This is a genomic window from Pseudomonas sp. PDM21 (assembly GCF_014852505.2).
Taxonomy (GTDB): Bacteria; Pseudomonadota; Gammaproteobacteria; order Pseudomonadales; family Pseudomonadaceae; genus Pseudomonas.
The window spans coordinates 4572097-4595978 of record NZ_CM181223.1; the positions used below are offsets into that span (position 1 = coordinate 4572097).

The 23882-nt window shown below is 65.8% G+C and carries 19 protein-coding genes; 2 read left to right on the forward strand and 17 right to left on the reverse strand.

Annotated features, from left to right (window positions below; genetic code table 11):
- Positions 1-50: 50 nt before the first annotated feature.
- The 17 genes from IB275_RS20890 to leuC form a co-directional block, all read right to left on the reverse strand.
- A complete protein-coding gene (locus IB275_RS20890; RefSeq protein WP_192292466.1) occupies positions 51-809 on the reverse strand; it encodes an SDR family oxidoreductase in 759 nt (252 codons plus the stop codon).
- Positions 810-814: 5 nt separating this feature from the next.
- Entirely contained in the window at positions 815-2026 is a 1212-nt protein-coding gene (locus IB275_RS20895) for an O-succinylhomoserine sulfhydrylase (protein ID WP_192290876.1), read from the reverse strand.
- 27 nt (positions 2027-2053) lie between these two features.
- Positions 2054-3559, reverse strand: coding sequence for an amidophosphoribosyltransferase (purF, locus tag IB275_RS20900; protein WP_081519374.1), 1506 nt, complete (start codon positions 3557-3559; stop codon positions 2054-2056).
- Positions 3560-3665: 106 nt separating this feature from the next.
- Entirely contained in the window at positions 3666-4208 is a 543-nt protein-coding gene (locus IB275_RS20905) for a CvpA family protein (RefSeq protein WP_192290878.1), read from the reverse strand.
- Positions 4209-4312: 104 nt separating this feature from the next.
- Positions 4313-4978 carry an SPOR domain-containing protein gene (locus tag IB275_RS20910; RefSeq protein ID WP_192290880.1) on the reverse strand — a complete coding sequence of 222 codons (666 nt, stop codon included), beginning with the start codon at positions 4976-4978 and terminating at the stop codon, positions 4313-4315.
- 22 nt (positions 4979-5000) lie between these two features.
- Positions 5001-6281 carry a bifunctional tetrahydrofolate synthase/dihydrofolate synthase gene (gene folC / locus IB275_RS20915; protein ID WP_192290882.1) on the reverse strand — a complete coding sequence of 427 codons (1281 nt, stop codon included), beginning with the start codon at positions 6279-6281 and terminating at the stop codon, positions 5001-5003.
- Entirely contained in the window at positions 6278-7153 is an 876-nt protein-coding gene (gene accD / locus IB275_RS20920; protein ID WP_045211873.1) for an acetyl-CoA carboxylase, carboxyltransferase subunit beta, read from the reverse strand. Before accD ends, folC begins: the two co-directional genes overlap by 4 nt.
- A 257-nt stretch (positions 7154-7410) precedes the next feature.
- On the reverse strand, positions 7411-8034 hold the full coding sequence (locus tag IB275_RS20925; RefSeq protein ID WP_192290884.1) for a phosphoribosylanthranilate isomerase: 624 nt from the start codon (positions 8032-8034) through the stop codon (positions 7411-7413).
- Between the two features lie 57 nt (positions 8035-8091).
- Complete coding sequence (gene truA / locus IB275_RS20930) at positions 8092-8949, reverse strand: tRNA pseudouridine(38-40) synthase TruA (RefSeq protein WP_192290886.1); 858 nt, start codon at positions 8947-8949, stop codon at positions 8092-8094.
- Between the two features lie 19 nt (positions 8950-8968).
- Positions 8969-11845: a motility hub landmark protein FimV gene (locus IB275_RS20935; protein ID WP_192290888.1), complete on the reverse strand. Its 2877-nt coding sequence runs from the start codon at positions 11843-11845 to the stop codon at positions 8969-8971.
- A gap of 168 nt (positions 11846-12013) precedes the next feature.
- Complete coding sequence (locus IB275_RS20940; RefSeq protein WP_192290890.1) at positions 12014-13024, reverse strand: aspartate-semialdehyde dehydrogenase; 1011 nt, start codon at positions 13022-13024, stop codon at positions 12014-12016.
- 95 nt (positions 13025-13119) lie between these two features.
- On the reverse strand, positions 13120-14283 hold the full coding sequence (locus IB275_RS20945) for a type IV pilus assembly protein FimV (protein ID WP_192292468.1): 1164 nt from the start codon (positions 14281-14283) through the stop codon (positions 13120-13122).
- Between the two features lie 285 nt (positions 14284-14568).
- Entirely contained in the window at positions 14569-15681 is a 1113-nt protein-coding gene (gene asd / locus IB275_RS20950; protein WP_045211887.1) for an aspartate-semialdehyde dehydrogenase, read from the reverse strand.
- Between the two features lie 80 nt (positions 15682-15761).
- Positions 15762-16844, reverse strand: coding sequence for a 3-isopropylmalate dehydrogenase (leuB, locus tag IB275_RS20955; protein ID WP_024766915.1), 1083 nt, complete (start codon positions 16842-16844; stop codon positions 15762-15764).
- A 103-nt stretch (positions 16845-16947) separates the two neighbouring features.
- On the reverse strand, positions 16948-17712 hold the full coding sequence (locus IB275_RS20960) for a class I SAM-dependent methyltransferase (protein ID WP_192290892.1): 765 nt from the start codon (positions 17710-17712) through the stop codon (positions 16948-16950).
- Positions 17713-17745: 33 nt separating this feature from the next.
- Positions 17746-18390 (reverse strand): 3-isopropylmalate dehydratase small subunit, encoded by a 645-nt coding sequence (leuD, locus tag IB275_RS20965; protein WP_192290894.1) that lies wholly within the window; start codon positions 18388-18390, stop codon positions 17746-17748.
- Between the two features lie 11 nt (positions 18391-18401).
- Positions 18402-19829, reverse strand: a complete 1428-nt coding sequence (gene leuC, locus IB275_RS20970) for a 3-isopropylmalate dehydratase large subunit (RefSeq protein WP_081519361.1) — start codon at positions 19827-19829, stop codon at positions 18402-18404.
- 166 nt (positions 19830-19995) lie between these two features.
- Here leuC and IB275_RS20975 point away from each other — a divergent pair, with 166 nt between their 5' ends.
- Positions 19996-20889, forward strand: coding sequence for a LysR family transcriptional regulator (locus tag IB275_RS20975; RefSeq protein ID WP_017520368.1), 894 nt, complete (start codon positions 19996-19998; stop codon positions 20887-20889).
- A gap of 112 nt (positions 20890-21001) precedes the next feature.
- Positions 21002-23878, forward strand: a complete 2877-nt coding sequence (locus IB275_RS20980) for a sensor domain-containing protein (protein WP_192290896.1) — start codon at positions 21002-21004, stop codon at positions 23876-23878.
- The last annotated feature ends 4 nt before the right edge of the window (positions 23879-23882 follow it).

Here is a 23882-nt window from a genome sequence, read left to right on the forward strand (position 1 = left end):
AAAGAAAAAGGGCGACCCTCGGGTCGCCCTCCTCTTCCACGCCCCGACACTCAGTCGAGGTAGATCATCTTGCGCGTCATGCCGCCGTCGACCACCAGTTCCTGGCCGGTGACGAAGCCGGCACTGTCGCCGATCAGCCAGGCTACCGCCGCGGCGATGTCCTCCACCGTGCCGACGCGGCCGACCAGGTGCTGGTCATGATCCAGCTCGGTCAGCGGCTCGGCCTCGCGCTCGCGCAGGTCGCGGGCGTCGATCCAGCCCGGGGAAATCGCGTTGACGCGGATATCCGGGCCCAGGCTGCTGGCCAGGGCGTGGGTCAGCGACAGCAACCCGCCCTTGCTCGCCGCGTAGGCCTCGGAGTTCGGCTCGGACTGGTGTGCGCGAGTGGAAGCGATGTTGACGATGGCGCCGCTGTGCGCGCGCAGGTAGGGCGCACAGTGCTTGGCCAACAGCATCGGGCCGGTGAGGTTCACCGCCAGGGTGCGGTTCCACTCGTTCAGACCCAGGCTTTCCAGTGCCGTGTTGTGCGGCCGGGCGATGGCGGCATTGCTCACCAGCGCATCGAGGCGGCCGAACTGGCCGATCAGCTCGGCCACGGCGGCAGCGACCTGCCCTTCACTGGCCACGTCCAGCGCGATGAAGCTGGCGCGCTCCCCGAGCGCCGCTGCCACTCTCGGACCGCGCTCGCGGTCGATGTCCGCCAGCACCACCTGCCAGCCCTCGGCAACCAGCCAGGCAGCGACGCCCAGGCCGATGCCGTGTGCTGCACCGGTGACCAGCACCACCTGGCCGTTGCCCAGGGCGTCCATCACGCTCACAGCGCCGCCAGGCCTCGCGCCAGGTCGGCCTTGATGTCATCGACATCTTCCAGGCCCACGGCAACGCGGATCAGGTTGTCACGGATACCGGCATTCTCGCGCTCCAGCGGCGACAGGCGACCATGGGAGGTAGTGGCCGGGTGGGCGATGGTGGTCTTGGTGTCGCCCAGGTTGGTGGTGATGGAGATCATCCGGGTGGCGTCGATGCAGCGCCAGGCTGCGGCCTTGTCACCCTTCACCTCGAAGCTCACCACCGCGCCGAAGCCCTTCTGCTGACGCTTGGCCAGCTCGTGCTGCGAGTGGCTGGGCAGGCCCGCGTAGTACACGCGATCCACGCCTGGCTGCTGCTCGAGCCACTCGGCGACCAGTTGCGCCGAGGCGCTGTGGGCCTGCATGCGCACGCGCAGGGTTTCCAGGCCCTTGATGAAGATCCAGGCATTGAACGGGCTCAGCGTCGGGCCTGCGGTACGCAGGAAGCCGACGACGGGCTCCATCTGCGCGCGGCGACCGGCGACTACGCCACCCATGGTGCGGCCCTGGCCGTCGATGTACTTGGTCGCGGAGTGGATCACCACATCCGCACCCAGCTTCAGCGGCTGCTGCAGCGCCGGGGTGCAGAAGCAGTTGTCCACCGCCAGCAGCGCGCCCTTGGCATGGGCGATCTCGGCCAGCGCGGCGATATCCACCAGTTCGGCCAGCGGGTTGGACGGCGATTCGACGAAGAACAGCTTGGTGTTGGGCTTGCAGGCCGCTTCCCAGGCCTTCAGGTCGCTCAGCGGCGGGTAGTCCACCTCGATGCCGAAACGCTTGAAGTACTTCTCGAACAGGCTGATGGTCGAGCCGAATACGCTGCGCGACACCAGCACGTGGTCACCAGCGCTGCACAGGCTCATCACCAGCGAGAGGATGGCCGACATGCCGGTGGACGTGGCCACCGCCTGCTCGGCACCTTCCAGCGCGGCGATGCGCTCCTCGAAGGTGCGCACCGTGGGGTTGGTGTAGCGCGAGTAGACGTTGCCCGGCACTTCACCGGCGAAACGCGCGGCCGCATCGGCGGCGCTGCGGAACACGTAGCTGGAGGTGGTGAACAGGCCTTCGCCGTGTTCAGCCTCCGGGGTGCGGCGCTGCCCGGCGCGCACTGCGAGGGTGTCGAAACCGACGCCCTCCAGGTCGCTGTCCAGCCGGCCGGCTTCCCAATCCTGAGCCATGCCCTGCTCTCCCTATTCGTGTCTGAATCAGTCGTTGTACAGATCGATGATGGCGCTGACCGCGGCACCCTTGGTCTTGGTGGAGTCGTTGCGCGCCTGGTCGATCTTGTTCAGATAGGCTTCGTCGACGTCACCGGTGACGTACTCACCGTTGAACACGGCGCAGTCGAAGTGGTCGATCTTGATCTTGCCGCCCTCGGTGGATTCGATCAGGTCCTGCAGGTCCTGATACACCAGCCAGTCGGCACCGATCAGCTCGCCGACTTCCTCGGTGCTGCGGTTGTGCGCGATCAGCTCGTGGGCGCTCGGCATGTCGATGCCGTAGACGTTGGGGTAGCGCACCGCCGGAGCGGCGGAGCAGAAGTAGACGTTCTTCGCGCCGGCCTCGCGGGCCATCTGGATGATCTGCTTGCAGGTGGTGCCGCGAACGATGGAGTCGTCCACCAGCATCACGTTCTTGCCGCGGAATTCCAGCTCGATGGCGTTGAGCTTCTGGCGCACCGATTTCTTGCGCGCGGCCTGGCCGGGCATGATGAAGGTACGGCCGATGTAGCGGTTCTTCACGAAGCCTTCGCGGAACTTCACGCCCAGACGGTTGGCCAGTTCCAGCGCGGCGGTGCGGCTGGTGTCCGGGATCGGGATGACGACATCGATGTCGTGGTCCGGACGCTCGCGGAGGATCTTGTCGGCCAGCTTCTCGCCCATGCGCAGGCGCGCCTTGTAGACGGAGATGCCGTCGATGATGGAGTCCGGACGCGCCAGGTAGACGTGTTCGAAGATGCACGGCGCGTACTGCGGGTTGGCCGCGCACTGGCGGGTGTAGAGCTTGCCGTCTTCGGTGATGTACACCGCCTCGCCCGGAGCCAGGTCGCGGATCAGGGTGAAGCCGAGGACGTCCAGGGCCACGCTTTCCGAGGCGATCATGTACTCCACGCCGTTCTCGGTGTGACGCTGGCCGAAGACGATCGGGCGGATCGCATGGGGGTCGCGGAAGCCGACGATGCCATAGCCAGTGATCATCGCCACCACGGCGTAGCCGCCTACGCAGCGAGCATGCACGCCGGCAACGGCGGCGAACACGTCTTCTTCGGTGGGCTGCAGCTTGTTGCGCACCGCCAGCTCATGGGCGAACACGTTGAGCAGCACTTCCGAGTCGGAGTTGGTGTTCACGTGGCGCAGGTCGGATTCGTAGATTTCCTTGGCCAGCTGCTCGACGTTGGTCAGGTTGCCGTTGTGCGCCAGGGTGATGCCGTAGGGCGAGTTGACGTAGAACGGCTGCGCCTCGGCGGAGCTGGAGCTGCCCGCGGTCGGGTAGCGCACGTGACCGATGCCGATCTTGCCGACCAGGCGCTGCATGTGGCGCTGCTGGAAGACGTCACGGACCAGGCCGTTGTCCTTGCGCAGGTACAGACGGTCGTCCTGACAGGTGACAATCCCCGCAGCGTCCTGGCCACGATGCTGGAGAACGGTGAGCGCGTCATAGAGCGCCTGATTCACGTTCGACTTGCCCACGATACCGACGATGCCACACATGCGACGCAACCCCTAGTTGGTGTTCAGGCTAAAACAATTCCATATTCGGCAGTATCCACCGGACCTGCCGTAGCGGCGACGGCTACCCGTCGCCTCCGCCCGCCCGTCACTGGGCCGGCAGCAAGCCACCCACTCCGGAAGGCGGAGCGATGGTAACGCCGGACATCCACTGCCCGGCAAAAGTCAGGATGAAGTTCTTCGACCAGTCGGCGACCATCAGGAAATGCGGCATCAGCACCGATTGCTGCCACCACGGGTCCTGTTGCACCGGCGCAAGGCTCAGCAGACCGACCAGCAAAACCACCAGCAGCACGCCACGGGCGCCACCGAACACCATGCCGAGCACGCGATCGGTGCCGGACATGCCGGTCACCCGCACCAGCTCGCTGATGAGAAAATTGACGAGCGCGCCCAGCAGCAGCGTGACGACGAAAAGAAGAGCGCAGGCGGCGATGACACGCCCCGAGGGCAGCTGGATGTAGGGTGCGAGATGCTCGGCCAGGGCGCCGCCGAACATCCAGGCGACCGCACCGGCTACGATCCAGGTGACCAGCGACAGGGCTTCCTTGACGAAACCACGACTCAAGCTGATCAGGCTGGAAATGACGATGATGCCGATCATCGTCCAATCGACCCAGGTAAATGCCACGTTGCGGCCCAGAAACGGAAAGGCCCCGCATTTTAGCAGAGGCCTTCGATTTAGAAGAGCCCCAGTTTGACATGGGGCTGATTGAGAGAAGCTAACGAACGGACTCAGCCACGTTCAGGCTGGAAACGCACCACGAAACCATTGAGCTTCTGCTGCTTACCAAGCTGGTCGCGGAGGCGATCGGCCTCTGCGCGCTCGACTACCGGGCCGACAAAGACGCGGTTCATACCGTCGAAGCTGCGCACGTAGGCGTTGTAGCCCTGGCTGCGCAGCGACTTCTGCAGCTCGTCGGCGCGGGCGCGGTTGGACAGGCTGGCCAGCTGCACCGACCAGCTCACCGGCAGGTTGTTGCTGTCCAGGCGCTGGGCCGGCTGCTGCACGGGAGCGGCAGCAGCGGCGGCCTGGGCAGGCTGCTGCGCCGGCGCGGCCGGCTTGGGAGCAGCCGGCTGCGCGACCGGAGCCTTGGGCTGCGTCGGCTGGGCCTGCTGGGTCGGCAGACTGGCAATGGGCGCGGAAGGCGCCTGCGCCGGAGCCGCTTCGGCCGGCGGCACAGCGTCATCCGCGTCTTCTGCCTGCGGCTCGGGAACTTCGGTGGGTTGCACTTCGACGGTAGGCATCGCCGGCGGCTTGGGCATCACCGGCGCCTCGACCACCACCTGGCGTACATCATCCTCGCGGGAGAACAGCATCGGCAGGAAGATCACGGCCAGTGCCAGCAGCACCAGCGCTCCGACTACCCGCTGCTTGAGCCCCTTATCGAGCAACGCCATGCACAACTCCCCTTAGGTCCACTTATTGAGCAGCCTTGGCGAGCCACTCCAGGGCATCCGCCACGCTGTAGAACGAACCGAACACCAGGATCTCGTCATCGGTGCCCGCTGCATCGCACTGCGCCACCAGCGCCGCGGCGATATCGCCATGGCCACTGACCTGCGCCCCGCGTGCCTGCAGCGCGGCTTCCAGCTCTGCGGCCGGACGGCTGCGCCCGGTGGGCAGCGGCGCGACGGCCCAATCCTGCACCAAGCCGAGCAAGGGTTCCAGTACGCCGTCGAGGTCCTTGTCCGCCAGCAGGCCGAACACCGCGTGGCGCACACCCTTGGGCGGCGCCGCACGCAGGCGGCTGGCGAGGTATTGCGCTGCGTGCGGATTATGCCCGACGTCGAGCAGCAAGTGGCGCTCTTCGCCATGCCATTGCACGGTGCGGCGATCCAGGCGCCCAGTCACGCGGGTGCGCTGCAGTGCGGCGACCAGTTGCTCGGACTGCCACGGCAGATCCAGCAAGGCATACACCTGCAAGGCCAGCGCCGCATTCTCCATCGGCAGGTCGAGCAGCGGCAGGTTGTGCAGGCTCAACGCCTCGCCGGTGGCGGAACGGCCGCGCCAGTGCCAGTCGCCCTCGCCCATCGCCAGGTCGAAATCACGCCCGCGCAGGACCAGCGGCGAGCCGAGCTTGCGAGCCTGCTCCATGACCGGCGCCGGCGGCTCCAGGTCACCACAGACGGCAGGCTTGCCGGCGCGGAAGATACCGGCCTTCTCGAAAGCCACGCTTTCGCGGGTGTCGCCCAGCCAGTCAGCGTGGTCGATACCGATGCTGGTGACCGCGGCGACGTCGGAGTCGATCAGGTTGACCGCATCCAGGCGACCGCCCAGGCCGACTTCCAGCACCACGGCATCCAGGTTGGCACGCTCGAACAGCCAGAAGGCCGCGAGGGTGCCCATCTCGAAGTAGGTCAGGGAGATTTCGCCGCGAGCCGACTCGACAGCGGCGAAGGCTTCGCAGAGCGCCTCATCGCTGGCTTCGACGCCATCGATGAGCACGCGCTCGTTGTAGCGCAGCAGGTGCGGCGAGCTGTAGACGCCGACGCGCTGGCCCTGCTCGCCGAGCAGGGCGGCGAGGAAGGCGCAGGTGGAACCCTTGCCATTGGTGCCGGTGACGGTCACCACGCGGGGCGCGAGGCGCCCCAGGCCAAGCCGGCCAGCTACTTCACGGGAGCGATCCAGCCCCATGTCGATTGCCGTGGGGTGGAGTTGTTCGAGGTAGCTGAGCCAGTCGGCCAGGGTACGTGGTGTCATCCTGCGAGCGCGGTACTTGGAGTGTGGGTGAATTTGGCCAGCAGGCTGGCGAGCCGCTGACGCATTTCTGCACGGTGGACGATCATGTCGATGGCGCCGTGCTCCAGCAGGAACTCGCTGCGCTGGAAGCCTTCGGGCAGCTTCTCGCGCACGGTCTGCTCGATCACCCGCGGGCCGGCGAAGCCGATCAGAGCGCGCGGCTCGCCGACGATCACGTCGCCGAGCATCGCCAGGCTGGCGGATACGCCGCCGTAGACCGGGTCGGTCAGCACGGAAATGAACGGGATGCCCTCCTCACGCAGGCGGGCCAGCGCGGCGGAGGTCTTGGCCATTTGCATCAGGGAGATCAGCGCTTCCTGCATGCGCGCGCCACCCGAGGCGGAGAAGCAGATCATCGGGCAACGGTTTTCCAGGGCGTAGTTGGCGGCGCGCACGAAGCGCTCGCCGACGATAGAACCCATGGAGCCGCCCATGAAGGAGAACTCGAAGGCGCTGACCACGACCGGCAGGCCCATCAGCTTGCCGCTCATGGAGATCAGCGCGTCCTTCTCGCCGGTGTCTTTCTGCGCGGCGGTCAGGCGGTCCTTGTACTTCTTGCTGTCGCGGAACTTCAGGCGATCCACCGGCTCCAGCTCGGCACCCAGCTCCTCGCGGCCTTCCTCATCGAGGAAGATATCGATGCGCGCGCGGGCGCCGATACGCATGTGGTGATCGCACTTGGGGCAGACGTCGAGGGTCTTTTCCAGCTCCGGACGGTACAGCACCGCCTCGCAGGACGGGCACTTGTGCCACAGGCCTTCCGGAACCGAGCTCTTCTTCGCCTCGGAACGCATGATGGAAGGGATCAGCTTGTCTACCAGCCAGTTGCTCATGCTCTCGTCTCCAGTGCAGTGGCACGGCGCGGTGGGTTGCGCGTGCCCCTGAGCAAATTCATCGTCGCGGTTCCGACCTCAAGGCCGGAACCCCTCGCAAACAAAGGCGCCGCCTGGGGCGTCGCCACGGATACAGCACTCGATGCGGGTCGCCGATGGGCAAGACTGCCAACACCGACAACTCCCGGCGCCACCCACGGGCAGCGATTGGGTAGTGGACGGCGGCAGGCCGCTCGTCGTCACATGAAGATTCCGCGTCACGCCACCGAACGACACTGCGCAATGAAATCGCGGATCTTCCGGGCATCCTTGATGCCCTTGCTCGCCTCCACCCCGCCACTCACATCCACGGCGTAAGGGCGCACCTGGGCAATGGCGTCGGCCACGTTGGCGACCGTCAGACCGCCGGCCAGGATCAGCGGACGCTGCACATCCTTCGGCACCAGGGACCAGTCGAAGGCCAGCCCGGTTCCGCCAGGAATGCCCTCCACGTAGGTATCGAGGAGGAAGCCGCTGGCCTGTGGATACTTCGCGATCTGCGCCGCCACGTCGTCGCCCGGCTTCACGCGCAGGGCCTTGAGGTAGCGTTTGTGCCAGCCGGAGCAGGCCTCGGGCGTCTCGTCACCGTGGAACTGCAGGACGTCCAGCGGCACCGCATCGAGGATTTCCCCCAGCTCGCAGCGACTGGCATCGACGAACAGGCCGACCGTACTGACGAAGGGCGGCAGCGCAGCGACTATCGCCCGCGCCTGCTGAATGCTCACCGCGCGCGGGCTCTTGGCATAGAACACCAGGCCGATGGCGTCGGCACCCGCCTCGGCGGCGGCCAGGGCGTCCTCGACGCGGGTAATACCGCAGATTTTGATGCGAACGGCGGACAAGATGCAGCAACCTTCAGGCAAGTGATCGATCGATGGTAGCAAATGCCCCCGCCATCGTCAGCCGACGATATCCGGCAAACTTGAAAGGAAATGTGGCCCCACATACCGCTCGGGCAACACGAACTCCTCCGGGTATTCCACGCCCACCAGGTACAGCCCGTAAGGGTGCGCGGTGATACCGCTGGCGCGCCGATCGCGCGCGGCCAGCGCTTCGGCCGCCCATTCCACCGGGCGCTCGCCGGCGCCGATGGTCATCAGCATCCCGGCAAAGTTGCGCACCATGTGATGCAGGAAGGCGTTGGCGCGAACATCCAGCACAATGAAGCGCCCGTGCTCGATCACCTCGAGGTGGTGCACCGTCTTGATGGCCGACTTGGCCTGGCACTGCACCGCGCGGAACGAGGTGAAGTCGTGGGTGCCGACCAGCGCGCGGGCCGCCTCGCGCATGCGCGAGACATCCAGCGGGCGGTGGTTCCAGGTGACCTCTTCGGCCATGTGCGCCGGGCGGATCTGGTCGTTGTAGATCACGTAGCGATAGCGCCGCGCCATGGCGGTGAAGCGCGCATGGAAATGCGCCGGCATCACCTTGGCCCAGGTCACGCTGATGTCGCTGGGCAGGTTGGCATTGGTGCCCATGACCCAGGCGATGAGCGAGCGCTCGGCGGTGGTGTCGAAATGCACGACCTGTCCGCTCGCGTGCACCAGCGCATCTGTACGACCCGCGCACATCAGGGAAACCGGATGGTCTGCCACCCGGGACAGCGCTTTTTCCAGCGCGCCCTGCACGGTCGGCACACCATTTTCCTGGCGCTGCCAGCCGCGATAGCGCGAGCCTTTGAATTCGACGCCCAGGGCAATCCTGGAAACGCCAACGGCGGCCGATTCGGCCGCCGCTGAGGGTACTGCTTCAATCATCTATCTGGAGCCTTCCGGCTCAGGCGATACGCCCGAGCAGTTCGCGAGCTTCCTGCTGCTGGTTGTCGTTACCCTCGGTGATGACTTCATCGAGGATGTCGCGGGCGCCTTCGGTGTCGCCCATGTCGATGTAGGCACGCGCCAGGTCGAGCTTGGTGGCCGCTTCGTCAGCGCCGGAGAGGAAGTCGAAATCGTCTTCGTCGTCGGCACCTTCGCCCGGCAGATCCAGATCACTGGCGGCGAAGCTTTCCTCAGTCAACGACTCGACCGGAGCCTGCGGCTCGTCGTTCTGCACAGAGAGACGGTCCAGTTCGGCGCTGACCTCGTCCAGTTGGGCGGCGAAGCTGTCGTCGGCCTTGGCCGGCGCCGGCTCGTCATCCGCCAGGGACAGGTCGAAATCGTCCGGCAGGTCATCGGCTTGCGGCGCCTTACTCTCGATATCCAGGGTGAACTCCTCGGGGCTCACGCCGGACAGCGATGCGGTGTCGTCATCCAGGCCCAGCAGGAAGTCATCTTCCGCCGAAGCCAGGGTGGAGTGGGTATCTTTCTCCAGATCCTTGTCCAGATCCAGGGAGAAGTCGCTAAGGTCGTCGACCAGCGACGGGGCCTCGACCTTGGCAACCGGTTCTTCCGGCAGGTCCAGATCAAAGGCGAAATCATCCTCGGCCTCGGCCTTGGCGCTCGGCGCTGCGGCTGGCGAACCGCCCAGGCTCAGGTCATCGTCCAGGTCAAAGCTGCCGAAGGACAGTTCGTCGTCCTGCTGCGCGACCGGAGCAGCGGGCTTGTCGTCACCCAGTTCGAGGTCGTCCAGCGCCAGGTCGAAGGCGTCATCCAGCCCATTGTGCGGCTGAGTGGCAGGGTCGACGGCCGGCGGGGTCGGCTCCACTTCGAAGTCGTCCAGGCTGAAACCGTCGAGGTCGTCGTCGGAAGCTGCTGCGGCAGCAGCCAGACCACCGCCCACAGCGGCCAGCGTGACCATGCCCGGGTAACGGGATTTCAGCTGCTCGACCTGCGGCTCGGCGCCGCCGATCTCACGCAGTTCGTTTTCCTGACGAGCGAAACCTTCGCGGTCACCGATCTCGGCATAGACCTCCATCAGTTTCAGGCGCAGGTCGGTGCGCTGCGGCTCGTCGTAGATGGCACCCTGCAGCAGTTCGGCTGCCTGGTTGAAGCGGCCGTAGGCGATGTAGATGTCTGCCTCGCCCAGTGCATCGCTGGTCTGCGCAGCCACACGCTCTGGCGCAGCCTGAGCCGGGGCGGCAACCTCGGCGGCCTGCGCCACGTCCAGGGTGTCCAGTTCACTGCCGGCAAGGGTCAGGTCGTCGTCCAGATGCGGCTCGTCATCGCCGGCATAGGCAGCGAGACTCTCCTGCTCCTTGGCGGCGCGGCGGCGGGAAATGATCATCAGCAGGACCAGCAGGGCCAGCAGCGCGCTGCCAGCGATGGCGCCCAGCCAGATCGGATTGGCGAGAATCTCGTCGACGATGCTGGTCTCGGTCTGCGGGGCCGGCGCGGAAACGGGAGCCGGTTTCGGCTTCTGCGCTTCAGGCGCGGGGGCCGCTGCGGCGGGAGCCGGTGCGGGTGCCGGAGCAGGTTGCGGTTGTGCCTCGGCGGCCGGAGCCGGCGGAGTGCCTGCATCGCTCCCCGGAGCCGGTGCGGCCGGTTGCTCTGCGACCGCAGGAGCCGGCGGAGTGGCCGGCTGGGCAGCCGAATCGGCGCCCGGCACAGGAGCCGGAACGGCAGCGGCGCTATTGGCGGCTGCCTTGTCGCTGCCCAGCTCATTCTGCAGCTTGGCCAGCTGGGCATCCTTGAGCGCGATGAGCTTTTGCAGCTTGTCCATCTGACTCTGCAGGTCGGTCATGCGGCTGTTCAGCTCGTCATTCTCGCGGCGAGTGCTGTCCAGGCTTTCCTTGGTGACAGCCAGCTTGTCGGCGACGGCCTGACCGTCCTTGCTGCCTTTGTCCCCCCCCTTGGCCTTGCCATTCTCACCGGAGAGCAGGCGCAGGCTGTCCTTGGTTTCGGCCTGGGCCGGAGCGTTACCGGCATTGGCGCGCGGCGTGGCATCCAGCTGACGAGCGCCGCCGGTGGGCAGGCTGCGGCCTTCGCGCCAGGCGGTGTACTGCTGGTTGACTTCGGTCGCGGCAGCCGGCTGGGTGCGCGCCTTGATCTGCTCGGCATCGGGCAGGCGCAGCACCTGGCCGCTCTTCAGGCGGTTGATGTTGCCGCCGAGGAAGGCATCAGGGTTGAGGTCCTGGATCGCCAGCATGGTCTGCTGGACGGAAACGCTGCCATCCGGGCGGGCGCGAGCGGCGATTTCCCAGAGGGTGTCATTCTTGCCGGTGCGGTACTCGTTGCCTTCCAGGCGGCGAGCCGGGGCGGCCGGCGCGGAGCTGGGCGCAGGGGTCGCACGCGGCGCGGCAGTGGCGGACGGGCGCACTACCGGAGCGGGAACGGCCATCGGCGCGCGCGGCACGGCGGCGGCGGTCTGCGGCGAATACAGCGGCGGGTCCAGCAGCACGGTGTACTCGCGCAGCAGACGGCCATTGGGCCAGAGTACTTCCACGAGGAAGTTCAGGTAGGGTTCCTGCACCGGCCGGTCGGAGGTCACGCGAATGACGCTCTTGCCGTTCGGTTTGACGATGGGAGTGAACTTCAGCCCGGTCAGGAAATACTGACGATCGACGCCGGCCTTGTTGAAGTCTTCCGGTGAAGCCAGCTTCGGGATTACCTCGGCCGCGGACAGGTCACGAACTTCGACCAGCTCGATTTCGGCATCCAGCGGCTGGTTCAGCGCCGAACGCAGGTGGATATCCCCCAACCCCAGCGCATGTGCCATGCCCGAGGTCAGTGCCGAAGCAGCTGCGATTGCCTGCACCAGTTTGCGAAGCCGGACCATATAGTAATCCCTTGTTTTAATAGCTTTTTTCTGGATTAGAACAACGTCTAACGGGCGCCGCTGCCCACTACACCTTCCGTTTTCACGGCGGTGCTCTCCCCTGTCAGCGACGTTCCCGGCCAGTATTGCCAAGCTAGAATACTTCTTCAAATATTCGGTAAGTATCTTTTACAGATAGTGTTTTATCAACAATTCGCCCAAGTTCACAGCATTTAGGCCTGCGCCTTTTCTCACATTATCTGACGCAATCCACAAATTCAGTTCGCACGAATCTGTCAGACCGGTCCGTAGGCGACCGACGTAAACACTATCCTGCCCCTGTGCATCACCGATGACAGTCGGGTAATCGTCTTCCACCAGCTCGATGCCGTCGGCCGCATCCAGGGCGACGCTGACTGCCGCCAGGGAAACCGGGGCTGCCGTCCTGATGGAAAGCATCAGGGTATCGCCGAAGAATACCGGCGCCAGACTGCAGGTAACGCTCAGGCCATCCTTCAGCTCGGGGAACAGCACGGCGAGCTCTGCCGCGATGCGGCGCTCGACCAAGGAATAACCCTGCTCATCGACGTCGCCCAATTGCGCCAGCATGTTGAAGGCGAACTGGCGATCCACCAGTCGCGGCTCCAGCGGACGGGCATTGAGCAGCTCGGCGGTCTGCCGCGCCAGCTCCTGCACCCCCTCGCGACCCAGCGCGGAAGCGGACAGGCAGGCGCTCACAGTGACCTGGCGAAGTTCCAGCACGCCACGCAGAGCGGCAAGCACTTCGGCCACCTCGGCGGCCGGCGCTGCCGGGGCGGCAATCACAGCGGGCAGCTGCAGGGCTTCGACAGCCTCGGCATTCACGCAGGCCTGGGCCAGCAGCGCGGCGGCATTGCCCAGCGATGCACCACTGAGATCGATCACGCTGCAACCGGCCGCTCTGGCACGGGCAGCGCAGTCGGCAGCGACCTCGGCGTCTACGGAAAGGAAGGCCAGGCGCACCTTGGCGAAGTCGAAATCATCGAGCTTGCCGACCCGGATGTTGCGCCCACGGAAGGCAACCGACTTGCCGGCGGATTCGCCGCTGGCCAGCAGATACAGGTTGGCGACGGGGAAGTCGCGCTCTTCCAGCAGTTCGACCAAAGCCTCGCCAACGAGTCCTGTGGCGCCTACTACGGCGATGTCGAGTGTTTCAGGCATCCGGTGTCTCACAATCGGTGGGTAAAGTAGCGCAGCACTTTACTGCCCCCACCGGCGGCGAAGCAATCGAGGGCTCCGCCGCCTATCGCCGCAGCTCAGGGGCGCGACCCACCCTCCGTAGCCTGGGCGGTCAGCGGCGCAGCCACCTGGGCGACCTCGCCGGCCGCAGCCTGCGGATTGCCTGCCTGCGGAGCGGCCTGGGTCTTGACGCGATCCTGTTCGGCCAGACGCGCAATCAGACCGGCGATCTGTGAGTCCTTCAGCTCGATCAGCTTGTTCAGTTTCTGGGTCTGGCTTTCCAGGTCGGAAATCCGACTACGCAGCTCATCGCCCTCACGGCGAGCACTGTCCAGCCCCTCCTGGGCCACCGCCAGTTGCTCGGCGTCGACCTTGCTCTTGTCCTTGCCCGGCTGGCCGGAGATCAGACGCAGGTTGTCGCGCTCTTCGGCCTTTGCCGGCGCGCTGCCCGCCTCCGCCTTGTGGGTGGCGTCCAGCTGGCGCCCCTGCTGGGCCAGTTGCGGATTGCGCTTGGCTTTCCACTCGGAATTCTGGGTTTCGACATGGGCCACTGCCTGGGCGTGACTCTGCTCGCGAACCTGCTGTTCGCTGGGCAGGCGCAGCACCTGGCCGACCTTGATGCGGTTGACGTTGCCGTCGACGAAGGCATCCGGGTTCATGCGCTGGATCGCAGCCATGGTCTGCATGACCGAAACACTGCTGGACGGCCGATTGCGCGAGGCGATGTCCCACAGTGCGTCGTTGCGCTGGATGCGATAGCTGTCAGCCGGCGCATTGCCGACCGACGGCGCCAGTGGTTGCGCCTGCGGCGCGCGAACTGCTGCCGCCGGCGCGATGGCCGGCGGCGTCACCGGGCTGGCCACATAGGTCGGCGGGTCCAGCAGCAGGGTGAATTCGCGCACCAGGCGGCCCTGCGGCCAAACCACCTGGAGGACGAAGTTCACGTAGGGCTCGCGAATCGGCTTGGACGAGCTGACGTGAATGACGCCACGGCCGTTCTTGCCGACGTCGGGCGTGAACTTCAGTCCGCTGGTGACCACATTGCGGTCCACACCCAGGCGCTCGAAGTCATCTGCCGAGGCAAGACTCACCACGACCTCCTCGGAGCTCAGGTCAGCCACGCCGCGCAGGTCGATATTGGCCGAGAGGGCCTGCCCCAGTGCTGCCCGCGAGGAAATGTCGCCCAGCTCCAGGGCGCCTGCCATGCCCGGCATGAACGCCGCGGCGACTGCCGTCGCCAACCACAATCTGTGTAACCGAGCCATTGTCTTCCCCGCTGCTTGCTTGCCGTCGGCCGGCGCGAAAAGGCGCGCCGAAACCTGTCCCCATGGACGGGCTGCGAGGATAGCGACTGGTTCCCGGTGGCTTTTCCGGGTGCGTCACAGAAACTGGCGCCAAAGAGCCGACAGCCAGACGGACTGACGTTTTTGTGCGGCGGTTCACCTACATGCTGGGAACTTCTCGTGCTCCACAAAGCACGACGCCGGCTCAAGGCCGGCGTCGCGGGGTTCACACTCAGGTGCGAATCAACGCTCGAGCAAGATGCGCAGCATGCGGCGCAGCGGCTCGGCGGCGCCCCACAGCAGCTGGTCACCCACGGTGAAGGCGCCCAGGTACTGAGTGCCCATGTTGAGCTTGCGCAGACGACCGACCGGAACGCTCAGGGTGCCGGTGACGGCCGCCGGAGTCAGTTCGCGCATGCTGATCTCGCGCTGGTTGGGGATCAGCTTGACCCAGGGATTGTGCTGGCTGATCAGGCCTTCGATGTCCGCGATGGGCACATCCTTGTTCAGCTTGATGGTCAGCGCCTGGCTGTGGCAACGCATGGCGCCGATGCGCACGCAGATGCCATCCACCGGGATCGGGTTCTTGAAGCGGCCGAGGATCTTGTTGGTCTCGGCCTGGCCCTTCCACTCTTCGCGGCTCTGGCCGTTGGGCAGTTCCTTATCGATCCACGGGATCAGGCTGCCGGCCAGCGGCGCACCGAAGTTCTCGGTGGGCATGGCGTCGCTGCGAATGGCTTCGGCGACCTTGCGGTCGATGTCGAGGATGGCGCTGGACGGGTTGGCCAGGTCATCGGCGACGGAGGCGTTGATGGCGCCCATCTGCTTGATCAGCTCGCGCATGTTCTGCGCGCCGGCACCCGAGGCCGCCTGGTAGGTCATGGCGCTCATCCACTCGACCAGGCCGGCTTCGAACAGGCCGCCCAGGGCCATCAGCATCAGGCTGACAGTGCAGTTGCCGCCGATGTAGTTCTTGGTGCCGGCGTCCAGCGAGTTGTCGATGACCTTGCGGTTCACCGGGTCGAGGACGATGACCGCGTCATCCTGCATGCGCAGGCTGGAAGCGGCGTCGATCCAGTAGCCCTGCCAGCCGGCTTCGCGCAGCTTGGGGAAGACCTCGCTGGTGTAGTCGCCGCCCTGGCAGGTCAGGATGACGTCGAGGGTTTTCAGTTCCTCGATGCTGTAGGCGTCCTTCAGGGGGGCAATGTCCTTGCCAATGGACGGACCTTCGCCACCCACGTTGGAGGTGGTGAAGAACACCGGCTCGATCAGGTCGAAGTCCCGCTCTTCCAGCATCCGCTGCATGAGCACCGAACCCACCATGCCACGCCAACCGATCAGACCTACACGCTTCATCGCTACTACACCTTCAAATATTTAGAGGGCCGTCGTTCCCGCCTTCCTACAGGGGCGCGGGAACGAGCGAGCCGGACAGATTACAGATTCCGCAGTGCTGCGACTACCGCGTCGCCCATTTCGCGGGTACCGACCTTGGTGCAGCCTTCGGACCAGATGTCACCGGTACGCAGGCCCTGGTCGAGCACCAGGCTCACGGCCTTCTCGATGGCGTCGGCGGCGGCGCCTTCGTTGAAGGTGTAACGCAGCATCATCGAGACCGAGAGGATGGTCGCCAGCGGGTTGGCGATGCCCTTGCCGGCGATGTCCGGCGCGGAACCGTGGCAAGGCTCGTACATGCCCTTGTTGTTCGAATCCAGCGAGGCAGAAGGCAGCATGCCGATGGAGCCGGTGAGCATGGAAGCCTCATCCGACAGGATGTCGCCGAACATGTTGTCGGTGACCATCACGTCGAACTGCTTGGGTGCGCGGACCAGCTGCATGGCGGCGTTGTCGACGTACATGTGCGACAGCTCGATGTCCGGGTAGTCCTTGGCGACCTCCTCGACTACTTCGCGCCACAGCTGGCTGGAAGCCAGGACGTTGGCCTTGTCCACCGAGCAGAGCTTCTTGTTGCGCACGCGAGCCATGTCGAAGCCGACACGGGCGATGCGGCGGATTTCGCTTTCGCTGTACGGCAGGGTGTCGTAAGCCTGGCGCTCGCCGTTCTCCAGCACGCGCTGCTCGCGCGGTTGGCCGAAGTAGATGCCGCCGGTCAGCTCGCGCACGATGAGGATGTCCAGGCCGGCGACCACTTCGGGCTTCAGGCTGGAGGCATCGGCCAGTTGCGGATAGAGGATGGCCGGACGCAGGTTGCCGAACAGGCCCAGTTGCGAGCGGATCTTCAGCAGGCCGCGCTCGGGGCGGATGTCACGCTCGATCTTGTCCCATTTCGGACCGCCCACGGCGCCCAGCAGCACGGCGTCGGAGTTGCGCGCGCGCTCCAGGGTCTCATCGGCCAGCGGTACGCCGTGCTTGTCGATGGCGGCGCCGCCGATCACATCTTCGGTCAGTTCGAAGCCCAGGGCGAACTTGTCGTTGGCCAGCTCCAGCACCTTGACCGCTTCGGCCATGATTTCCGGACCGATACCGTCGCCGGGGAGAACCAGAATCTGTTTGCTCATCTTTCTGCTCACTCTTTGAAAGTCGCTTGGCAAATAAAGCCGCTTGGCAAATAACGTAACGCCCCGGATGGCTCACGCCATCCGGGGCGTCAGAACCTTGAAATCAGCGCTCCGCCCAGAGCACCAGCACGTCGGTGCTGAAGGAACCCTCGGCGTCGATCTCGAAATACTCGCGCACCTCGTCGCCCATCGAAAGCTGCAGGGCACGAATGGCCTGGCGCATCACCTCGGGGGTGCGCATGCGCTCGACCCAGGAAGTGAATTCCAGGCGCAGGCGCTGGCGCTTCTGCGCAGTCACCGCAAGACCCGCCTCACCCACTAAACGCGCCCACTCCGACGGGGAGTAGTCACGCACATGGCTGGTGTCGCGCAGGACCTCGACAGTCTGCAGATAGGTGTCCAGCAGAGGCAAGCCCGGCGCGGCGACATCGATGAAGCAGGCCACGCCACCGGGCTTGAGCACCCGGCGCACTTCGCGCAGCGCCTGGCCGACATCCCGCCAATGGTGCGCGGAATAGCGGCTGAAGACGAAGTCGAACTCACCATCCTCGAACGGCAGCTGCTCGGCGGCGCCACAGCGCGTGGCGATGTTGCCCAGGCCACGCTCGGCGGCGGCCGAGGCCACCACGTCGAGCATCTGCTGGGACAGGTCGTAAGCCACCACCTCGCCGGCGAGCGGCGCGACGTTGAAGCTCACGTGCCCTGCCCCGCAACCCAGGTCCAGCACGCGCGCACCGGTAGTCGCAGACAGTCGCTCGCGCAGTTGGGCGAATTCCTCACCCTGGGCGTGTACGGCGCTGGTCAGGTAAGCGTTGGCCTGGGCGCCGAACTGGCGCTGGACCACTTGCTCGTGACGACTCTCGGTCATGCTGCTCTCCTTGACGCGGTGGTGCGACGCCGGTCAGGCGTCGCGGAACAACCAGGGCTGGTTCTGCTTGTAGCCGGTTTCAAAACTGCGGATGGCCTCAGCGTCCTGCAGGGTCAGGCCGATGTCGTCCAGGCCATTGAGCAGGCAGTGCTTGCGGAACGCGTCCACATCGAAGCTGTACTGCTTGCCGTCCGGGCGGGTCACGGTCTGCGCGGCGAGGTCGACGGTCAGTTGGTAACCCTCGGTGGCTTCGCACTGGGCGAACAGCTCGTCGACTTCCTCGTCCTTCAGGATGATCGGCAGCAGGCCGTTCTTGAAGCTGTTGTTGAAGAAGATGTCGGCGAAGCTCGGCGCGATCACGGCACGGAAGCCGTATTCGTCCAGCGCCCAAGGCGCGTGCTCGCGGGAGGAGCCGCAGCCGAAGTTCTCACGGGCCAGCAGCACGCTGGCGCCCTGGAAGCGCGGGAAGTTGAGGACGAAGTCCTTGTTCACCGGGCGCTTGGAGTTGTCCTGATTCGGCTGGCCTACGTCGAGGTAGCGCCACTCGTCGAACAGGTTCGGGCCGAAGCCGGTGCGCTTGATCGACTTGAGGAATTGCTTGGGGATGATCTGGTCGGTGTCGACGTTGGCGCGGTCGAGCGGCGCGACGAGACCGGTATGCTGGGTAAAGGCTTTCATGTTCGGTCTCCTCAGGCCTGCATCAATTCACGTACGTCGATGAAACGACCGGTCACGGCAGCCGCAGCGGCCATCGCCGGGCTCACCAGGTGGGTACGACCACCGGCGCCCTGACGGCCTTCGAAGTTGCGGTTGGAGGTGGAAGCGCAATGCTCGCCGCTCTCCAGGCGGTCCGGGTTCATCGCCAGGCACATGGAGCAGCCCGGTTCGCGCCACTCGAAGCCGGCTTCGATGAAGATCTTGTCCAGGCCTTCCTGTTCCGCCTGGGCCTTCACCAGGCCCGAGCCCGGTACGACCAGCGCCTGCTTGACGGTGGCAGCGACCTTGCGGCCCTTGGCCACGGCGGCAGCGGCACGCAGGTCTTCGATGCGTGAGTTGGTGCAGGAGCCGATGAAGACGCGGTCCAGCTGGATGTCGGTGATCGCCTGGTTGGCGTTCAGGCCCATGTACTTGAGGGCACGGACGATGGAATCGCGCTTGACCGCATCGGCTTCAGCCGCCGGGTCCGGCACGTTCTGGTCGACCGCGAGGACCATCTCCGGGGAAGTCCCCCAGCTGACCTGCGGCTTGATGTCCTCGGCACGCAGCTCGACGATGGTGTCGAAGTGCGCGTCGGCGTCGGAAACCAGGTCGCTCCAGGCTTCAACAGCCTTGGCCCAGTCGCTGCCTTGCGGCGAGAACGGACGGCCCTTCACGTACTCGACGGTCTTCTCGTCGCACGCCACCATGCCGACGCGAGCGCCCGCTTCGATGGACATGTTGCAGATGGTCATGCGGCCTTCCATGGACAGGTCGCGGATGGCGCTGCCGGCGAACTCCAGGGCATGGCCGTTGCCGCCCGCGGTACCGATCTTGCCGATCACCGCGAGGACGATGTCCTTGGCAGTCACGCCGAAGGGCAGCTTGCCTTCCACGCGGACCTGCATGTTCTTCATCTTCTTGGCGACCAGGCACTGGGTGGCAAGCACGTGCTCCACTTCGGAGGTGCCGATGCCGTGGGCCAGCGCGCCGAAGGCGCCGTGGGTCGAGGTGTGCGAGTCGCCGCAGACCACGGTCATGCCCGGCAGGGTCGCGCCCTGCTCCGGGCCGACGACGTGGACGATGCCCTGGCGGACGTCGTTCATCTTGAATTCGAGGATGCCGAAGTCATCGCAGTTCTCGTCCAGGGTCTGGACCTGGATGCGCGACACTTCATCGGCGATGGCCGCGAGGCCACCCTTGCGCTCGACCTGGGTGGTCGGCACGTTGTGGTCAGGGGTCGCGATGTTCGCGTCGATGCGCCACGGCTTGCGGCCGGCCAGGCGCAGACCTTCGAAGGCCTGCGGCGAGGTCACTTCGTGGAGGATGTGGCGGTCGATGTAGATGAGCGACGAACCATCGTCACGGCGCTTCACCTCGTGCATTTCCCAGAGTTTGTCGTAGAGCGTCTTGCCGGCCATCAGAGAGTCCTCATCAGCGTCTTTCTATGCCCCTTGGGCCTGTGGGGATGATCCTATGGAAAGGCGCCGAATAACTCAAATTCATATTTTTTATCCAAAGGATTCCCACGAGGAATACGGTGCGTTATAAAAGTCGGGCGCCGCTTCCAGAGCGCAGGGAGTCGACATGGACCTGACCAGCCTCAACACCTTCCTCGCCATCGCCGAATCCGGCAGCTTCTCCGAAGCCGGCGAGCGCCTGCACCTGACCCAACCAGCGGTCAGCAAGCGCATCGCCGCCCTGGAGAACCAGCTGGGAGTAAGGCTGTTCGACCGCGTCGGCCGCGAGGTGACCCTCACCGAGTCCGGCCGCGCCCTGCTGCCGCGCGCTTACCAGATACTCAGTGTGCTGGACGACACCCGTCGCGCCCTGACCAACCTGAACGGCGAAGTGAGCGGTCGGCTGGTCCTGGCTACCAGTCATCACATCGGCCTGCACCGACTGCCGCCGTTGCTGCGCGCCTTCACCAAGGCCCACCCGCAGGTGGCGCTGGATATCCAGTTCTGCGACTCGGAAGTGGCCTACGAAGAAATTCTCCATGGCCGCGCCGAGCTGGCCGTGATCACCCTCGCTCCGGAGACCGCCGAACCGGTACGCGCCGTGCCGGTGTGGGACGACCCGCTGGACTTCGTTGCCGCCCCCGAGCACCCGCTGTCGGTGCAGGGCCCGGTGTTCCTCGCCGACGTGGCGCGGCACCCGGCGGTGTTCCCCGGCGGCAACACCTTCACCCACCACATCGTGCGACGCATGTTCGAGGCCGAGGGCCTGACGCCGAACATCGGCATGAGCACCAACTACATGGAGACCATCAAGATGATGGTCTCCATCGGCCTGGCCTGGAGCGTCCTGCCGCGCACCATGCTCGATGACAGCGTCGTCCGCCTGCCGCTGCAGGACATCCAGCTCAGCCGCCAGTTGGGCTACATCCTGCATACCGAGCGCACGCTGTCCAACGCCGCGCGGGCCTTCATGCGCCTGCTCGACGCCCAGGCGGCCGGGCTTGCGCCTGTCGCGGCCTAACCTCTATTGTTCTGACAGAACTAGAAGAAGGGGCCCGAATGCCCGTCCGCACATCAGTTCGCGTTAGCCGGCCCCACTTGGCCGGCGCCGCCAGACACAGGGGGAGCGCCGCATGAGCCGCGATCCGCACACGCCCCCGCACGCCTCCGACGGACAGGACAAGTTCGCCAAAGCCTTTCATACCGCGCCCGACGCCATGGTCATCACCGACCGGGACAGCGGAAAATTCCTCGAGCTCAATGCCAGTTTCGTCGACCGCTTCGGCTGGAGCCGCGAAGAAGCCCTCGGCCACACCTCCGTGGAACTCGGCCTCTGGCACAGCCTCGACGAACGCCAGCGGATGCTCGACAAGATCACCGCCGAGCGGCAGATCGACGGCTTCGACGTCACCCTCATCACCCGTACCGGCGAAGTCCGCAGTGCCCGCGTCTATGGCTGCCAGATCGAACAGGACGGCCGCCCCTGCCTGGTGCTGACCGTCCGCGACATCACCCGCATGCGCGCCCAGGAACGCGCCCTGCGCGACAGCCAGGAGCGTCTGGACCTGGCGCTGGACTCTGCGCAACTGGGTATCTGGGACTGGCACATCCCCAGCGGCCTGCTCTACGGCTCGGCCCGCGCCGCCGTGCTGCACGAATTACCTGACCGGGATTTCCACGGGCCCTTCGGCGAATTCTTCGCCTGCGTCGACAAGACCGACCGCCAGCGCATGCGCCAGGCCTACGCCCGGCTCGCCCGCGGGCCGGAGAACGACTACCAGTTTACCTACCGCGCCCAGCTCGACTCGGGCGAGGTGCGCTATCTGGAAAGCCGCGCGCGCCTGTACCGCGACACCCACGGCAAACCACTGCGCATGGCCGGCACCCTGCTCGACATCACCGAGCGCGTGCTGCGCGAACGCAGCCTGGAGGCCTCGGAAGAAAAGTTCGCCAGCCTGTTCCAGGGCAGCCCGGACCCGATCTGCGTATCGCGCGTGCGCGACGGCGAGTTCGTCGAGGTGAACCCGAGCTTCTGCAGCACCTTCGGCTGGCTCGCCGAGGACATCATTGGCCGCTCGTCCCACCAGATCACCTTCTGGGCCGACCACCACCAGCGTTCGCGATTGTTCGAGCAACTGATGCGCGACCATTCGCTGCAGAACATCGAGGTGCAGTTCCTCACCCGCGAGGGCCAGAGCCTTACCTGCATGGTCGCCAGCCGGCTGATCTGGGTCGACCGCCAGCTGTGCATCCTCTCCAGCTTCCGCGACGTCACCCGGCGGCTGCAGGCCGAGGCCGCGCTCAAGGCCAGCCAGGAAAAGTTCGCCAAGGCGTTCCACTCCAGCCCCGACGCCATCACCATCACCGAGCGTGAGACCGGCCGCTACATCGAGGTCAACGAAGGCTTCAACCGCCTCACCGGCTACCCGCCGGACGCGGTCCTGGGGCAGACCTCGCTGGGCATGAATATCTGGGCCGATCCGGACGAGCGCCTGAACATGATCGCCGCGCTGAACCGCGACGGTTTCGTCCACCACCTGGAAATGCGCGGTCGCCACCGCGACGGCACGATCAAGACAGTGGACGTGTCGGTGGAGCCGATCGAGCTGGGCGGCGTGGACTGCCTGCTGCTCACCGCCCGCGATACCAGCGAGCTACGCGAGGCCGAGGCGCGCATCCAGCACCTGGCCTACCACGACGCCCTGACCGACCTGCCCAACCGCGCCCTGCTGATGGACCGCCTCAAGCAGCAGATCGCCCTGCTGCAACGCCACAGCCTGCGCGGCGCGCTGCTGTTCCTCGACCTCGATCACTTCAAGCACATCAACGACTCGCTCGGCCACTCGGTCGGTGACTCCATCCTGCAGATGGTCACCGCGCGCCTGGAAGCCAGCGTGCGCCAGGAAGACACCGTGGCGCGGCTGGGCGGCGACGAGTTCGTTGTACTGATCACCGGCATCGAAGGCAGCCGCCTGGAGACTGCCCAGCAGGTGCGCCAATTGGCGGAGAAACTCCGCGACCTGCTGGCCGAGCCGATGCTGCTGGACGGCCACCGGCTGCAAATCACCCCGAGCATCGGCATCGCGCTGATCCCCGACGACGGCGCGACCCCGGACGACCTGCTCAAGCGCGCGGACATCGCCATGTACCGCGCCAAGGACGCCGGACGCAACACCGTGCAGCTGTTCCACGAATCCATGCAGCAGGCCGCCAGCGAGCGCCTGCGCCTGGAGAACGGCTTGCGCATGGCCCTCGCCCGCCGCGAGTTCAACCTGCACTACCAGCCGCAGGTGGACGCCCGCGATTCACGCATCGTCGGCGCCGAGGCGCTGCTGCGCTGGCGCCACCCGACTCGCGGCCCGCAATCGCCGGCCAGCTTCATCCGTGTGCTGGAGGACAGCGGGCTGATCGTCGAAGTGGGCCAGTGGGTGCTCGAGGAAGCGTGCCGAACCGGAGCGCGCCTGCTCACCGAGGGGCGCATCGACATCGACAGTTTCAGCCTGAGCGTGAACATCAGCCCACGGCAGTTCCGCCAGAGCGATTTCGTCGAACGCCTGCTGGCCCTGCTGCACAAGACCCGGCTGCCGCCCAGCCTGCTGAAACTGGAGATCACCGAAGGCATCGTGATCCAGCAACTGGACGACACCATCGCGCGCATGGAGCGCCTGCGCGAAGCCGGCGTGCAGTTCGCCATGGATGACTTCGGCACCGGCTACTCCTCGCTGACCTACCTCAAGCGCCTGCCGGTGGACAGCCTGAAGATAGACCAGAGCTTCGTGCGTGACGCCCCCAACGACAGCAACGACGCAGAGATCGTCCGCGCCATCATCGCCATGGGGCACAGCCTCGGGCTGGAGCTGGTGGCCGAAGGGGTGGAAACCCCGGAACAGCTGGCACTGCTGGCGGAACAGGGTTGCCACCTGTACCAGGGCTACCTGTTCGGCCGACCGGTGCCGCTGGAGGACTTCATCGCCCTGCTGCCCCGCAACGATACCCAGCAGGCGACCTGAGGCC